Genomic DNA, 15275 nt, shown 5'->3' on the forward strand with positions numbered 1-15275 from the left:
GTCCCATCCCGAACCCGGAAGCTAAGACCCACAGCGCCGATGGTACTGCACCCGGGAGGGTGTGGGAGAGTAGGTCACCGCCGGAACACCATTAACGGTCGAGGACCCCCACCACACGTGGGGGTCCTCCCGCATTTAACCCCCCTCTCCGGCAGGGCCGGGACCCCGGCCCCGGAGCCCGGGCCCACGGCCAGCTGCCCCCGGGGGATCGGCCGCCCGCCAGCCCCCGGGCCGGGCCGGTACACGCCCTGCCATAACAGCGGCCCCGGGCCCGCCACGAGCGCCCCACATCCCCGGGCAGCCGGCAGGGCATCCAAGGCCGGTGCCGGCGTCGCCCCGCCAAGGCATCCCCTCACTGCCCGCCAGGATGCTTCTAAAGTCGTCAAGCCGGGTTCTGATAGCGCAACCAGCGCAGCGGAAGGACAAACCAGCTCCTTGGAACTGGCCCCGCTACGTATTAAGTTCCTGGCGTTGTGCAAGTATGAGTCCACTGACCTTGGGGGGTGTCCGGTGATGATGACAGGCAAGTTCAAGTACGCCGCAACTGCCACAATGCTGGGGCTGATCTGCGTCCTAACAGCCTGTGGCATGGAGGTGCAGCAGTCCTCGAATGCCCAGTCTTCACAGTCCCCGCAGCATACGGAATTCGGCTCTATCGAGGAAGCCCGCCGAGCCGTTGCCGATGTCATTGGCTGCGAGGAAGCGCCCAAGACGGACCCCATCATCAATCCGGAGCCGGCCGGTTACACGGCCGAATACGCCGTCTGTTCAAAGCGTGTCCAGGTCGAGTGGTTCGAGACCGAAGAGGCCCGAAATGCTGAGCAGCAGCTGTATGCGCACAGCACCCAGCCTTTAGCCATCGTGGAGGGTAAAAGCTGGATGGTCGTGGACATGTCCGAGGCACTTCAGGAGTCTCCGAGCGGTAAGGACCTAAAGGGCCTGGCGCAAGAGCTCGGCGGCCAGTTCAAATCCGTGAATGGTGCCAAGCCGTCTTAGAACGCCAAGAGTTAGGCCTCATCAGTACGTGGGAGATTCCTCTCGGAGGCAATATCATGGGTGAGCCACGCCCAAGCCCGGCCACAGCACCAGACTGCCGGCCACTCACAGAGCAGCCGGGTAAAGACTTACAGACCATGGGACGGGTCAGCAGCGGGCAGCGCCCGGGGTGGCTACCTGGCGGCACAAAGTACGTCGGCGGGGACCGCGGCGGAACTCGGTGAAACGGCGCCGACGAGGGGGCTTCCGCTCTCGGCGCAATTTGACGGCGATCGGCGCCCGATTCCAGTGATTTTCCCCAAAAAAGGCCGAAAACACGCGGAATTTGCCACCTCTGAGGCGCCAAGCTGGTAAGTTTTCGAACAGTGGTTTGTACGCATGCCGTGTGCAGGCTCCAAAAATCGTGACCGTCCAGGAGGACATAAATGGCTAAGAACCGTAGTGAACTTGTTGCAGAGGTAGCAGGCAAGGCCGGCACCAGCCAGGCAGCAGTCAACTCCGTGCTCGACGCACTGTTCGAGGTCTTCGAGACCTCCGTCGCCGCGGGCGAGAAGATCACCATCCCGGGCTGGCTCGCCGTAGAGCGCACCGACCGTGCAGCTCGCACCGGCCGCAACCCGCAGACCGGCGAGACCATCCAGATTGCCGCTGGCCACAGCGTCAAGCTGACCGCCGGCTCCAAGCTGAAGGCTGCAGTCGCCAAGAAGAAGTAGTCTTCTTCGCAGGCTTGAAAGGAGCGGCAACCCTCGGGTTGCCGCTCCTTTTGCGTCCCCGGCCAGTCCCTAACCCGGTCCCTAATCGGTCTTAGCCCGGCCGGGCGGCCTTCCCGACCAATCCGCAGTCCTTTGAGGGCCGGGCCGGCTGGGCGGATCCCCAGAGGCCCAGCCGCCGGCGCCGATTCGCTGAGCTAGGCGGCGTAGCGGACAATGGAGGTGTGCCTTCCGCAGTAAATCCCACGCCCACAACCGCAGCGCCCGTTCCCCCCGGGGACGCACGCGGCCCTGGCTCCGGTCCCGCCGGGATTGCCCGGCCTTGGCTGATCGCAGGCCTTGGCGCGTTGTTTATTGGCCTGGTAGCGGCACTTATCTTCTCCGGCGCAGCAGCCGCCCGCGAGGTCTCAGATCCCGGGGCGCTGGTGCGCTGGGGGCTTCCGGTGAGCAAAGCGATCCACAACGTCGCTGTCGCCACCGTGATCGGCGGCCTCATCTTCGCCGTCGGCATCCTGCCGCGAAACAGGAACGGCTCCCGGTCCAAGGAGCAGGACGCCCCGGAACATCCGGCCTTCACCCGGGCGCTGGCCGTGGCAGCGGCCGCCGGCGCCGTCTGGACGCTGTCCGCGATCACCGTGCTGGTCCTGGGCTACGCGGACATTGCGGGGCAGGGCATCTCCGGGGATCCGGAATTCACCCGCTCCCTCGTTTACTTCATGACGGACATCGAAACCGGACGCGCGTGGCTGGCTGTCGTAATCATCGCCGCCGTCGTTACCACCGCCCTGTTCGGAGTGCGCTCCCGCGGCGGCCTGGCACTGACACTGGTCCTTTCGCTGATCGGTCTGGTTCCCGCTGCCCTGATCGGACACTCCTCCAGCTCCAGCGACCACGAGGGCGCCATCAATTCGCTCGGCCTGCACCTGGTCGGCGTATCGGCCTGGGTGGGCGGCATCATCATGCTCGCGGTCCTCTCCGGGGTCCTGGAGGGCACGGGCGCCGGCGGCCGCACCTCGGGGGCAGCTTCGGGGACTGCAGACATCACCGAGCCAACCCTGCGCCGGTTCTCATCCCTGGCCGGCTTTGCCTTCGCGCTGGTCTTCGCCTCAGGCGTGATCAACGCCAGCATCCGCCTCACCACATGGGCAGACCTCTTCGGCTCCGCCTACGGGCAACTGATCCTGGCCAAGACGGCAGCGGTCCTGGTGTTGGGCGGCATCGGGCTCATGCACCGCCGCTGGGTCATCCCGCAGCTGGGCAACCGCGCCATGGGCAGGTCCGCGCGGCGGGTGCTGTGGCAGTTGGTGATCGTGGAGCTGATCATCATGGGAGCGACGTCCGGGATCGCCGTCGCGCTGGGGCGTTCCGCCCCGCCGCAGCCCACCACTTTCGCCCCCGACGCTTCGCCGGCCTTCATCCTCTCGGGCTACGAGCTGCCGCCGGAACTGACCCCGGACCGATGGCTCACGGAGTGGCGGCTCGACTGGCTCTGGATCGCCGTCGTCGTATTTGGCCTGGTGTCCTACCTCCTCGGCGTACGAAGGGTGCTGAAGCGGGGCGACTCGTGGCCCTGGTTCCGGACGGTCAACTGGGTGATCGGACTCATGGTCCTCACCTACGTGACCTCGGGGCCGCCGTCGGTCTATGGCAGGGTGCTGTTTTCGGCGCACATGGTGGACCACATGGCCCTGACCATGGTGGCCCCCATCTTCCTGGTCCTCGGCGCCCCCGTGACGCTGGCACTGCGGGCGCTGACCCCCCGGCGCGACAGCTCCCGCGGCCCGCGCGAGTGGCTCATGATCTTCATCCACTCCAAGTTCTCGCAACTGGTGACCCACCCGCTGTTCGCGGCCGCCAACTTCGCCGGCTCGATCGTTCTTTTCTACTACTCGGACGCGTTCGGCTACGCGATGCGGGACCACGTGGGCCACGAACTCATGAACCTGCACTTCGCCCTCACCGGCTACATCTTCGTGCTCACCATGATCGGCACCGATCCGTTGCCGCGCCGCGCACCGTACCCCATGCGGCTGCTGCTCCTGTTGGCCACCATGGGCTTCCACGCGTTCTTCGGCGTCGCCATCATGGGCGGCACCGGGCTGCTGGCCGCCGACTACTTCGGCAACCTGGGGCGGACCTGGGGCCCCGCGGCCCTGCTGGACCAACAGATGGGCGGTGCCGTGGCGTGGGGGATCGGCGAAGTGCCAACCCTGCTGGTAGCGATCGGTGTCGCCGTGATGTGGTCCCGCTCCGACGCGCGCGAGTCCAAACGCACCGACCGGGCGGCGGACAGGAATAACGACGCCGATCTCACCGCTTACAACGATATGTTTGCCAAGTTGGCCGAGCGCGACGCCAGGCTTGCCGAACGCAATTCAAAGCTGGAAGGACGCTCATGACCGAAACCGTACGCACCCACCTCCGGGTCCGGGCCTCCGAACTGGTGGGCCGCAACTGGCTTAACACCGGTGGCAAGTCCCTGGACCTTGAATCCCTGCGCGGCAAGATCGTGCTGCTGGACTTCTGGACGTTCTGCTGCATTAACTGCCTGCACGTCCTGGACGAACTCCGCCCGCTCGAGCAGCAGTACTCGGATGTCCTCGTGACGGTCGGCGTGCATTCGCCCAAGTTCGAGCACGAGGCCGATCCCGTGGCGCTGGCGGCCGCGGTCGAACGCTACGAGATCCGCCACCCTGTCCTTGACGACCCCGAGCTGGACACCTGGAAGGCCTATACGGCCCGGGCCTGGCCGACCCTGGTGGTCATCGATCCCGAGGGCTACATCGTGGCGCACCTCTCCGGCGAGGGCCACGCGGACGGCCTCGCCGTGCTGATCCCCGAGCTGATCGCCGAACACGAAGCCAGGGGCACCCTGCACCGGGGTGACGGCCCCTATGTGGCGCCGGAACCGACGTCGGGAACACTGCGCTTCCCGGGCAAGGCCCTGTTCCTGCCCGCCGGCCGCGGCGTCGGAGGCGCTGGCGACGGCTCATGGCTGGTGACCGACACCGGCCATCACCGGCTCGTGGAACTCTCTACCGACTTTCAGACCGTGCTGGCCACCTATGGCTCCGGCGAAAAGGGCCACGCCGACGGCAACGCCGCCACCGCCCGGTTCAACGAACCGCAGGGCCTGGTGCTGCTGCCCGATGATGTCGCCGAGGACGCCGGTTACGACGTCGTCATTGCCGACTCCGTGAATCACCGGCTCCGCGGGCTGTCCCTCACGGACGGCACCGTCCGGACGCTGGCCGGCAACGGCGTGCAGCGGCTGCTGGAAACCGGCCCGGCCCGCGTGGACGAGGAAGGCGCCGCCTACGGTACCCGGCTCGAGGCGGACCCGCTCGCGGTGTCCCTGAGCTCGCCGTGGGACGTCGTCTGGTCCACCAAGCTCAACGCCGTGGTGGTCGCGATGGCGGGAGTGCACCAGATCTTCAGCTTCGACCCGACCTCCGGGGCCGTAAAGATCATCGCCGGCAACGGCCTCGAAGGGCTCCTGGACGGCCCGGCCGCTGAAGCCTGGTTCGCCCAGTCCTCCGGCCTCGCCGAAGACGCGGACGGCAACATCTGGGTGGCTGACTCCGAGACCTCCGCCCTGCGCAAACTCGTGATTGATGACGCGGGCAGCATCACCGTCGAGTCGGCGGTGGGCAAGGGCCTGTTCGACTTCGGCTTCCGCGACGGACCCGCCGGGGAGGCGCGGCTGCAGCACCCGCTCGGCGTCACGGTGCTCCCTGACGGTTCGGTGGCCATCGCGGACACGTACAACGGCGCAGTCCGCCGCTACGACCCCGCAACGGGCACGGTCTCCACGCTGGCCCGCGGACTGTCCGAGCCCTCGGACGTGATTGTGGACCACACCCAGGTCGCCGGATCCGAACCGTTGCTGGTGGTGGTCGAGGCCAACAAGCACCAGCTCGTGTACGTGCCCATCCCGAAGGAAGCCCAGCAGGTGGACGAGGGTGCGGCGCAGACCCACCGGCCCAAGAGCCCCGTGGCGCCTGGGCCGCTCGAACTGGCGGTCCGCTTCACGGCGCCCACCGGCCAGAAGCTGGACGACCGCTGGGGCGATCCCACCCAGTTGAAGATCTCGTCCACACCCCCCGAACTGCTGGTCTCCGGCGGCGGGACGTCCGTGGGGCTCCTGCGCACCCTGGAGCTTTCCTCCGACGTCCCCGAGGGCGTCCTGCACATCACCGCCCGCGCGGCCGCGTGTGACGGGCCCGAAGACGCCGACGGCGAGATCCCGGACCATGCGGCCTGCCACCTCTACCAGCAGGACTGGGGAATCCCCGTGCTACTGCAGGCCGACGGAGACACCGAGCTGGTCCTGGACCTGCGCGGAATGGACTGAGCCGCTGCGCCAAGGCTGAGCCGAAGGCTGCCGTCCGTGACCCTGAATCACGGACAGCAGCCTTTTGGCTTTCTTCGGGCCTCCGGCCGCGGAGCCCCGGCGGGTACTAGTAGTCCAGCTGCGGCGTGAGCTTGACGGTGTCGCCGTCGATGTCCAGACGGGTCGTGAAGCTGAAATCGTGGACGGAGTCGATGTCGGACACGGCGCCCGAGAACAGATCCTGTTGGCGGGCCTTGATCCGGGCCTTGCCGTCGAGGGGCGCCACCACCCAGCGGCCGCCGAACGGCTCGATGCTGACGCTCGGGTAGTCCGTGATGCTCCAGTCGATGGTCCCGTCCATCACGCGGTTGTTGGTGGCGTGGTAGAACGGGCAGTTGGGCTGCAGCTTCTGCTGCTTGTCGGCCTCGTCCGCGCAGGAGTCCAGGAACTCCTTGACCTTGCCGCTCACGGCCTCCTTCAGGGCGCCCGTGGCCTCGGTCAGCAGGTTCAGCGGGGCCGGAGGCGCGTCCGCGGCCGACACGGTGGCGCGGGTGGCCGGGGCGGAGAAATACTGGCCGTTCAGGGTCGCCTCGTACTCGCCCGGGTAGAAGACTGCGAAGGAGTTGCGGCCGTTGGGCATGTTCACCGGCACGCCGTTGAGGGTGGCCTCGCTGGAGTTGACCACGGTGACGTCCAGGACGGGCAGCTCAGAGGGGACGAAAGACCATTTGTGGAAGAACAGCCACTCGGTGCCGGAGCGCTCCAACAGGAACTCGGTCCGCAACTTGTTGCCGTCGACTGTGTACTCCATGGGCACCATGACCTGATTGGCACCGCGCTCTTCCGCGGCGCCAAGCTTGACGTCGGAGACGCGTGCCGCCGCGGTTTGCAGGGCCGTGCCGTCGAGCATCGCCGGGTTGCTTTGTGGCACGGAGGCGCGCAACAGGCCCAGCGCCTTTTCGCCATCGCCCTTTTGCAGGGCACTCAAATATTCGCGGACTGGCTGCTGGGGCCCGGCAATGGAGTCGTTCACCAGGTTGATCGACACGATGGCCCCGGCGACGGCAAGCATGAGTCCCAGCAGCCACACTGCTGCGATTTTGACCAACGCCTGACTCATCTGCACCATTCTTACGTTACCTGCACCCCACAGGAATCCCGGTGTCACAGTCCGTATCTGTGACGCGGAGCATGGCTGAAGGCCGCCCGGCCCGCGGGCAGGGAACGTTCGGTTGGATGCCGCCGCGGTGATCCCTAGCGGCGGCGGCGTTTGGAGGAAGTGCCGAAGACGCCGCGGAGCAGTTCCCTGCCAAGCTGGGTCCCCAGCGAGCGGGCCATGCTCTGAAGGCCACCGCCCAGGGCCCCCGCGAGTTCGCCGCCGATGCCCCCGCCGCCGCCGGCCGGCGGCTGCGCCGGCCGGGGGGCACGCCGCTCGGGCACGTTGTCATCGTCGGGCATCCTGGGCGCCGGCGCGGGGCGGCTGCTGGGGCGGCCAAGGATTTCCTCCTCGATCCGCCGGGCTTCGGCGTCGATGGCGCGGGGGTCCAAACCGCCGCCCTGGGCGGATTCCTGGCTGCCGCCGTCCCGGGCGCCGCCGTGGTGTGCGGTCCCGGCCGCCGGCCCGGTCGGGGCAGCGCCTGTGCGGTCACCGCCTTCGGCGGCGATCTTCTCGTACGCTGAGATGTTGTCGACGGCGGTGCCGTACTTGGGCAGCAGGGCGGAAGCGGCGACGGTGCTGGAGATCAGCTCGTCGGTGCTGGGGCCCATCACGGACTCCGGGGCGCGGAGCCGGGTCAGCGCCACCGGGGTCGGCGCGCCCTTCTCATTCAGGACTGTGATGACGGCCTCGCCGATGCCGGCGGTAGTGAGGGTCTCCTCGAGGTCGTAGTCGCTGGTCGGGAAGGTCGAGACGGTGGCCCTGAGGGCCTTGGCGTCCTCCGGGGTATAGGCGCGGAGGGCGTGCTGCACGCGGTTTGCCAGCTGGCCGAGGACGTCGGCGGGGACGTCCTTGGGGGTCTGCGTCACGAAGAAAATTCCGACACCTTTGGACCTGATGAGCCGGACGGTGGTGGTGATCGCATCCAGGAAGGCTTTCGAGGCGCCGTTGAACAGCAAGTGGGCCTCATCGAGGAAGAAGACGAGCTTGGGCTTGTCGAGGTCACCGGCCTCGGGCAGGTCCTCGAAGAGGTCGGCCAGCAGCCACATGAGGAACGTTGAGAAGAGCATGGGCTTGGTCTGCAGCGTCGGAAGCTCCAGGCAGCTCACCACACCGCGGCCGTCCGGCGCGGTACGCAGCAGTTCGGCGGTGTCGAACTCGGGTTCGCCGAAGAACTTCTCCATACCCTGCGCCTCGAGCGTGATCAGTTCGCGCAGGATCACGCCGGCGGTTGCCTTGGAGAGGCCGCCGAGTTCCTCAAGTTCGTCCTTGCCCTCGGCCGAGGTCAGGAATTGGATCACGGCCCGCAGGTCCTTGAGGTCGATCAGCTCCAGGTCTTTCTTGTCCGCGAAATGGAAGACGAGCTGCAGGCTGGATTCCTGGGTCTCGTTCAGGTCCATGATGCGGGAGAGCAGGATGGGGCCGAAGGAGGTGATGGTGGCGCGGACCGGTATGCCCTTGCCGTCGCCGCCGAGGGCCAGGAACTCCACCGGAAAAGTCTTGCCGGACCAGGCCTGGCCGATGCTCTCCGTGCGGGCCAGGAGTTTTTCGGTGCCCGTGGCGGCGGTGGCCAGGCCCGAGAGGTCGCCCTTGATGTCGGCCAGGAACACGGGCACACCGGCGGTGGAAAGCTGTTCGGCCATCATGTGCAGCGTGACGGTCTTGCCCGTGCCTGTCGCCCCGGCCACGAGGCCGTGCCGGTTCATCATCGCGAGCGGCAGCCGGACGGAGGCTTCCTTGTGGAGTTCGCCGTCGACGATCGCCGCGCCGAGCTCGATCGTCGGGCCGTCCAAAGTGTAGCCCTGGACGATCGTGGCGACTTTGTCTGCAGTGGATTTGATGGCCATGCGGTTAGCTTAGCCGGGTCCGGGGTTCCCGGACCCGGCTAGGAGTGGCTTATTCGGCGAGGGCCTTGAGGACCTCCTTGGCCACGTCCTCGCTGGACTGCGGGTTCTGCCCGGTGATGAGGTTTCCGTCCCGCACAACGTGAGACGTCCAGGCCGCGCCGTTCTCCACTACCGCGCCCTTCTCCTTCAGGACATCCTCCACGAACCACGGTGTATTGGGTCCCGTGCCGCCACCCAGCTCCTCCTCATTGGTGAAGACGGTGAGGCGGCGTCCGGCGAAGGTGAACGCGCCGTCGTCGTCCGTGGCGCTCAACAGCCCGGCCGGGCCGTGGCAGAAGGGGGCAATGATCTTGCCGGCCGTGTTGACGGTCGTCAGCAGGCGGCCAAGGTCGGCATCCTGGTACAGGTCGGCCATGGGCCCGTGGCCGCCCGGCATCACGACGGCGTCGTAGGCGGAGGCGTCGACGTCGGCCAGCGCCAGCGGGTTGGACAGTTCGGCGTCGAGGGAATCGATGTAGCGGCGGAAGCTATCCGCACGGTCCTGCCCACCGGCGGACTCGGCCGCGAGGCTCACCTCATCCACCGTCGGCTTCTTGCCGCCAGGAGTGGCGATGTGCACGGTGTGGCCCGCGTCGAGAAGGGTCCGGTGGGAGACGACGAGCTCCTCGGCCCAGTACCCGGTGGGGTGTTCGCTGCCGTCGCGCATCGTCAGGGAATCTGCTGCCGAGACAACCATCAGAATATTTTTAGCCATGGTGCTGCTCCTGTTCTGCCGGCGGGGCCGGCGGACGGTGGATAAGGTGAAATATGGGAAGCGGCGCGGTTCAGCGGGTCGCTTTGAGTTCCGCATAGGTGGCGTCGTCGAGGACGACGCCGGCGGCGGCCAGGTTCTCTTCAAGGTGCTTGACGGAGCCGGTGCCGGGGATCGGCATCATGACGGGGGACCGGCGCAGAAGCCAGGCCAGCGCCACCTGGGAAGTCGTGGCGCCCAGCCGCTTCGCCGCCTCGTCGAGCGGTCCGCCCGGCCGGGCCAGCTCGCCAGCGGAGATCGGCGCCCACGGAATGAAGCCGATGCCGTTCTCCTCGGCGTACTCGAGGACGTCCTCGGAGCTGCGGTCGGTGAGGTTGTAGCGGTTCTGCACCGTGGAGACGGTGAAGTACTTCCCGGCTTCCTCCAGGTCCTCGACGCTGACCTGGGAGAGGCCGAGTGCCTTGACCTTGCCTTCCTTTTGCAGATCGCGAAGCACGGTGAACTGCTCGTCGCGGTCCACCTTGGGGTCGATCCGGTGCAGCTGCAGGAGGTCGAGGGAGTCGACCTTGAGTTTGCGCAGGCTCAGTTCCGTCTGCTGGCGCAGGTATTCGGGCCGGCCGACCGGAACCCAGACGTTGGGGCCGGTGCGGGTGAACCCCACCTTGGTGGCGATCTTGAGGCCGTCCCGGTAGGGATGCAGCGCCTCGGCGAGGATTTCCTCGCTGATGTTGGGGCCGTAAGAGTCTGCGGTGTCAATGAAGTCGACGCCGAGCTCCACGGCGCGGCGCACGACGGCGACCGCGGCGGCGCGGTCTGCCGGCTCGCCCCAGACGCCGTCGCCGACGATCCGCATGGCGCCAAAGCCCAGCCGGTGGACGGTTCCCAGATCCTTGAGGGCGATCGTGGCGGATTTTTCCGGATGCTGTGAATTGTCGTGGCTCATAGGAGAGTGAACATCCTCAGTCTGCTGACTATTCCAAGGCTCCCTAACGGGGCGTCCCCGCCCGTCGATGCGGGGGCGCCTGCAGGCGTGCGTTCCGGGCATTCCGGCGGCAAAACCTGCGCCGTGGCGGAATTACGCCACCGATTAGCGTTTCTGCGATTTTGCCTTAGACTGTGGCATGCCCAACTCGTTCCCGCGCATCGTGCTGGCCTTTGCCGTGACCCTCGGCCTTGTAATGCTGGGCGGAAGCCCCGCTTCGGCCGCTACGGCCAGTACCTCGGGACCCGGAATCGATGTGTCCTGGCCGCAATGCGGGAAGACCCTCCCAAAGCAGCCGGCCTTCGCGATCGTCGGCGTCAACCATGGCCTGGCCAACAACACGAACCCGTGCCTGGCAAGCCAGCTGGCCTGGGCCAAGACCGCAAAGTCCCCGGCAGCGACGGCGCAGCCGAGGGTGGCGCTGTACGTCAACACGGCCAACCCCGCCCGGCAGGGGTCCTGGTGGCCCACGTTGAACACCTACAACGGGGTGAAGGTCACAAACCCCTACGGCAACTGCGCCTTGGGGTCGCTCAAAGCCTGCTCCTATATGTATGGGTGGGCCAAGGCGTCCGACGACGCCAAGCGCCGCGGGGTCAGCAACCCGCAGTCCTACCTCTGGTGGCTGGATGTGGAAACGGAAAACACCTGGCAGGCTGACAAAGCCGCCAACGTCGCCGTCCTGGAAGGCATGGCCGCCTACTTCAAGAAGATCGGCGCCCGCGTGGGCCTCTACTCCACCGCCTACCAGTGGGGGGAGATCGCCGGAACCGTGAAGTTCGCCAGCCCGCTGGCAGGTCTGCCGAGCTGGCTCGCTGGAGCGGGATCGGCGGCCGGGGCCAAGGCGAACTGCGCCCGCCCCGGACTCACCCCGAACAGCCGCGTCTCGATGACGCAGTACATCTCCGGGGGCCTTGACTACAACTACTCGTGCCCCTGAGCCGCCTGCAGAAATATCCCGGGGGCCGCCGTCGTTGACCCCAGTGTGCCCGCGCCGGAAACCCGGTGCCACCCAGGACCGCAGTCCAAACTCCGGCCCGCACACTGCTCCGCTACGAAAGGCCGGCTTTTCCGTGACTGTTCCGCTTTCCATTCTTGATCTCGCAACCATCGGCCCGGGCCAGACGGCGGCGGAAACCTTCGCCGGCAGCGTGGCCATGGCGCAGCTCGCCGAGGACCGGGGTTACCGGCGGATCTGGTACGCCGAGCACCACAACATGTCCGCGATCGCCTCGTCCGCCACGAGTGTGCTGATCGCCCACGTCGCGGCCCACACCTCCAGCATCCGGCTCGGCGCCGGCGGCGTGATGCTGCCCAACCACTCGCCGCTGACCATCGCCGAACAGTTCGGCACGCTTGAGACCCTGCACCCGGGCAGGATCGACCTCGGCCTGGGCCGGGCGCCGGGCAGCGACCAGAACACCATGCGCGCCCTGCGCCGCGATCCGATGTCGGCAGACAGCTTCCCGCAGGACGTCCTGGAGCTCCAGGGCTACCTGAGCGGCCCCACCCGCATCCAGGGCGTGGAGGCCACCCCGGGCAAGGGCACCAACGTGCCGCTGTACATCCTGGGGTCCTCCCTGTTCGGCGCCAGGCTGGCCGCCCAGCTGGGCCTGCCCTATGCGTTCGCCTCGCACTTCGCGCCCAACGCGCTGCAGGATGCGGTGGCGGTCTACCGCCGCGAATTCCGGCCCTCCGCGCAGCTCGAGGCGCCGCACGTGATCGCCGGAGTCAATGTCATTGCCGCCGATTCGGCCGCTGAGGCGCAGGCGATGTTCCAGGCCACCAAGCGGGCCAGGGTTTCCTTGTTCTTCGGCAATGGCCGTGTGTTCAGCGACGACGAGGCGGATATGATCCTGGACTCGCCCCAGGGCCAGCAGATGGCGCAGATGATGAAGTACTCCGCGGTGGGCACCCCCGAGGCCGTCCTGGCGTACCTCGAGGAGTTCACGGCGCACGCCGACGCCGACGAACTGATCGTGGCGCACCAGAGCACCGGGACCGAACCCCGGCTCCGTTCCGTGGAACTTCTGGCCGACGCCGCCCGCCTCGTGCGGGCATAACGACCTGGGGCCTTCCGGGCTACAGTTCCCGGCGGGCGCCCTCGGACGCGGTGACGGGGAAGATGTGCGGGGCCGCGTATCCGGCCCGGGCGAAGTCGCGGGCAACGCCCGCGGCCACCGTTGCAGCGCCGTCGTTGCGGACCAGAGCAATGGCTGCGCCACCGAAACCGCCGCCGGTCATGCGCGCGCCGATGGCGCCCAATCCCTGCGCGCTGGCCACGGCGAGGTCGAGCTCAGGGGTGGAGATCTCGAAGTCGTCGCGCATGGACTCGTGCGATTCGTTGAGGAACGGCCCGATCGCGGCGGGGCCGGAGGTCCGCAGTGCCGTCACGGTGTCGAGCACCCGCTGGTTTTCCGTGATGATGTGGCGGACCCGGCGGTAGGTCTGTCCGTCGAGCTGTGCCGCGGCGCGGGGAAGATCGTCCGGGCCCAGCGCCCGCAGGCTGCCGACGCCCAGGCGGCGGGCGCCGTCCTCGCAGGAACGGCGGCGGCTGGCGTAGCCGCCGTCGGCATGGGAATGGCTGGTGCGGGTGTCGATCACGAGCAGCCCCACTCCGGCACCGGCGAAGCCGAGGGCAACCGGCTCGGTCGACAGGTTCTGGCAATCGAGCAGGATGCCATGATCGGGCTCGCCAAGGAGCGAGGCCGACTGGTCCATGATGCCGGTGGGCGCGCCGACCACCCGGTTCTCGGCCAGCTGGCCGATCCGTGCCAGTTCAGGCCTGCCCAGCCCCAAGTCCCAGAGATCGTTCAGGGCCAGGGCCACCGCGCATTCGATTGCGGCGGAGGAGGACAGCCCGGCGCCGGCCGGGACATCCGAGGTCAGCGCCAGGTCCAGGCCGGACATCCGGGACGCGACGCCGGAACCGGCTGCTGAACCGGACGCGACGTCGGGACCGGCTGCTGAACCGGACGCGACGTCGGAACCGGCGCCGGCTGCTGCCGCCCGGGACATCGCCCAGGCCACGCCGAGGGGGTACGCGGCCCAGCCGGTGAGGCTATCCGGGTCCAGGCGGTCGAGGCTTACCTCTATGACGCCGGGGAAAGAGCTGCTGGTGACCCGGAGCAGACGGTCTGCGCGGACGCGGGCCGCCACCGTGGTGCGCTTGTCGATCGCGATCGGAAACGCGAAGCCCTCGTTGTAATCCGTGTGCTCACCGATCAGGTTGACCCGCCCGGGCGCCGACCACAAGCCGTCCGGCGCGCCCCCAAACTCGCTGGAAAAGTACCCACTTTCCCGTTCAAGGACCTCGTTCATGGCTGGGCTGCTTCCTGTTCTGTTGCTGGGAGTTCTGTGCGGAATGGCTCGAGCCCTGGTGTACGCGGTGGCGGCGATGCTGCCTCCATGGCGTCGCGGAGCCGGGCGGCGGCCGTTTCCGGCGGGATGTCCGCGATGAATGCCCCCATCGCGGCTTCCGACCCTGCCAGGTACTTGAGCTTGTCCTCCTCCCGGCGGGGCGAGGTCAGCTGCAGCATGAGCCGGATGTCGTCCCGGTGGGCGTGGACGGGAGCCTGGTGCCACGCCGAAATGTACGGCGTGGGGCTGTCGTAGAGGGCATCGACGCCACGCAGGAGCTGGCGGTACAGCAGGGAGAACTCATCGCGTTCCTCGTCGGTCGTGGCGGCGAGGTCCGGGACGTGCCGGTGCGGGAGGATATGCACTTCCAGCGGCCAGCGCGCGGCAAACGGGACAAACGCCGTCCAGTGCTCGCCCTGGAGCAGCACCCGCTCGGATTTCTGCTCGAAGCTGAGGATGTCCTCGAACAGCGCGCCGCCGTAACTTTCGATCGTGCGGACCAGCTGGGCCGTGCGCGGCGTGATGTACGGGTAGGCGTAGATCTGTCCGTGCGGGTGGTGCAGCGTCACGCCGATCGCTTCGCCGCGGTTCTCGAACGGAAAGACCTGTTCGACGCCGGGCAGCGCGGACAGCGCGGCCGTCCGGTCCGCCCAGGCTTCCACGACCGTGCGCATCCGGGACAGGGGCAGGCCCGCCAGGGAGCCGGTGTGTTCCGGGGAGAAGCACACCACTTCGCACCGGCCCACGGACTGCCGGCTGCGCCCCAGCCCCACCCGGGCGAGGTCATCCAGGCCTTCCGGTGCGGCGGCCCCCGCCAGGTCCGGCCCGAAGGAGGGGGACTTGTTTTCGAAGACGGCGACGTCGTAGAGGCTCGGAATCTCCGAGGGATTCTCCGGCGACGCCGGGGCCAGCGGGTCCAGGTGCGAGGGCGGCAGGACCACCCGGTTCTGCCGGGCGGCCGCGATCGAGATCCACTCCCCGGTCAGGGCGTCCTGGCGCATGGTGGCTGTGGGCGGCCGGACCGCCGGCGCGCGGAGATCCTCGCCCCGGTGCGGGGGCAGGGCGGTATCGGCATCATCGAAGTAGATGATGTCCCGGCCGTCGGAGAGCTTGTGGGATCGTTTCGTAATCTGGCCCATG

12 protein-coding genes and 1 rRNA gene are annotated in these 15275 nt (G+C 67.8%); 7 read left to right on the forward strand and 6 right to left on the reverse strand.

What is annotated here, in order from left to right:
- The 5 genes from rrf to AC1DNG_RS07740 all read left to right on the forward strand — a co-directional run.
- A 5S ribosomal RNA gene (gene rrf / locus AC1DNG_RS07720) occupies positions 1-86 on the forward strand; the annotation flags it as partial.
- Between the two features lie 349 nt (positions 87-435).
- Positions 436-996, forward strand: coding sequence for a hypothetical protein (locus tag AC1DNG_RS07725; protein WP_476887065.1), 561 nt, complete (start codon positions 436-438; stop codon positions 994-996).
- Positions 997-1421: 425 nt separating this feature from the next.
- Positions 1422-1709, forward strand: a complete 288-nt coding sequence (locus tag AC1DNG_RS07730) for an HU family DNA-binding protein (RefSeq protein ID WP_011776355.1) — start codon at positions 1422-1424, stop codon at positions 1707-1709.
- Positions 1710-1930: 221 nt separating this feature from the next.
- Positions 1931-4105 carry a bifunctional copper resistance protein CopD/cytochrome c oxidase assembly protein gene (locus tag AC1DNG_RS07735; protein WP_476860381.1) on the forward strand — a complete coding sequence of 725 codons (2175 nt, stop codon included), beginning with the start codon at positions 1931-1933 and terminating at the stop codon, positions 4103-4105.
- Complete coding sequence (locus AC1DNG_RS07740) at positions 4102-6060, forward strand: NHL domain-containing thioredoxin family protein (protein WP_476887066.1); 1959 nt, start codon at positions 4102-4104, stop codon at positions 6058-6060. Before AC1DNG_RS07735 ends, AC1DNG_RS07740 begins: the two co-directional genes overlap by 4 nt.
- A 106-nt stretch (positions 6061-6166) precedes the next feature.
- On the opposite strand, the gene AC1DNG_RS07745 is transcribed toward AC1DNG_RS07740, so the two are convergent.
- The 4 genes from AC1DNG_RS07745 to AC1DNG_RS07760 form a co-directional block, all read right to left on the reverse strand.
- The gene (locus tag AC1DNG_RS07745; protein ID WP_476857287.1) at positions 6167-7159 is read right to left on the reverse strand and encodes a hypothetical protein; all 993 of its coding nucleotides are present in this window, start codon (positions 7157-7159) and stop codon (positions 6167-6169) included.
- Positions 7160-7293: 134 nt separating this feature from the next.
- A complete protein-coding gene (locus tag AC1DNG_RS07750) occupies positions 7294-9042 on the reverse strand; it encodes a helicase HerA-like domain-containing protein (protein WP_476873807.1) in 1749 nt (582 codons plus the stop codon).
- Between the two features lie 49 nt (positions 9043-9091).
- Entirely contained in the window at positions 9092-9796 is a 705-nt protein-coding gene (locus AC1DNG_RS07755) for a type 1 glutamine amidotransferase domain-containing protein (protein ID WP_476887067.1), read from the reverse strand.
- Between the two features lie 70 nt (positions 9797-9866).
- Positions 9867-10736: an aldo/keto reductase gene (locus AC1DNG_RS07760; RefSeq protein WP_223915094.1), complete on the reverse strand. Its 870-nt coding sequence runs from the start codon at positions 10734-10736 to the stop codon at positions 9867-9869.
- Between the two features lie 178 nt (positions 10737-10914).
- On the opposite strand from AC1DNG_RS07760, the gene AC1DNG_RS07765 reads away from it, so the two are divergent.
- Together AC1DNG_RS07765 and AC1DNG_RS07770 are read left to right on the forward strand one after the other, a co-directional pair.
- Entirely contained in the window at positions 10915-11715 is an 801-nt protein-coding gene (locus AC1DNG_RS07765) for a glycoside hydrolase family 25 domain-containing protein (RefSeq protein ID WP_476871778.1), read from the forward strand.
- 133 nt (positions 11716-11848) lie between these two features.
- The gene (locus tag AC1DNG_RS07770; protein ID WP_476887068.1) at positions 11849-12838 is read left to right on the forward strand and encodes an LLM class flavin-dependent oxidoreductase; all 990 of its coding nucleotides are present in this window, start codon (positions 11849-11851) and stop codon (positions 12836-12838) included.
- 19 nt (positions 12839-12857) lie between these two features.
- Here the strand turns inward: AC1DNG_RS07770 and galK are convergent, their stop codons facing one another.
- Complete coding sequence (gene galK / locus AC1DNG_RS07775) at positions 12858-14096, reverse strand: galactokinase (protein ID WP_476887069.1); 1239 nt, start codon at positions 14094-14096, stop codon at positions 12858-12860.
- Positions 14093-15274, reverse strand: coding sequence for a galactose-1-phosphate uridylyltransferase (galT, locus tag AC1DNG_RS07780; RefSeq protein ID WP_476850788.1), 1182 nt, complete (start codon positions 15272-15274; stop codon positions 14093-14095). Before galT ends, galK begins: the two co-directional genes overlap by 4 nt.
- Position 15275 lies beyond the last annotated feature (1 nt).

The organism is Arthrobacter sp. 01T425 (genome assembly GCF_056398725.1).

Bases quoted from the DNA above. Each gene is read 5' to 3' on its own strand.
- AC1DNG_RS07755 (WP_476887067.1), bottom strand. From the start codon at position 9,796: ATGGCTAAAAATATTCTGATGGTTGTCTCGGCAGCAGATTCCCTGACG.
- AC1DNG_RS07750 (WP_476873807.1), bottom strand. From the start codon at position 9,042: ATGGCCATCAAATCCACTGCAGACAAAGTCGCCACGATCGTCCAGGGC.
- galK (WP_476887069.1), bottom strand. From the start codon at position 14,096: ATGAACGAGGTCCTTGAACGGGAAAGTGGGTACTTTTCCAGCGAGTTT.
- AC1DNG_RS07740 (WP_476887066.1), top strand. From the start codon at position 4,102: ATGACCGAAACCGTACGCACCCACCTCCGGGTCCGGGCCTCCGAACTG.
- AC1DNG_RS07760 (WP_223915094.1), bottom strand. From the start codon at position 10,736: ATGAGCCACGACAATTCACAGCATCCGGAAAAATCCGCCACGATCGCC.
- galT (WP_476850788.1), bottom strand. From the start codon at position 15,274: ATGGGCCAGATTACGAAACGATCCCACAAGCTCTCCGACGGCCGGGAC.
- AC1DNG_RS07730 (WP_011776355.1), top strand. From the start codon at position 1,422: ATGGCTAAGAACCGTAGTGAACTTGTTGCAGAGGTAGCAGGCAAGGCC.
- AC1DNG_RS07745 (WP_476857287.1), bottom strand. From the start codon at position 7,159: ATGAGTCAGGCGTTGGTCAAAATCGCAGCAGTGTGGCTGCTGGGACTC.
- AC1DNG_RS07765 (WP_476871778.1), top strand. From the start codon at position 10,915: ATGCCCAACTCGTTCCCGCGCATCGTGCTGGCCTTTGCCGTGACCCTC.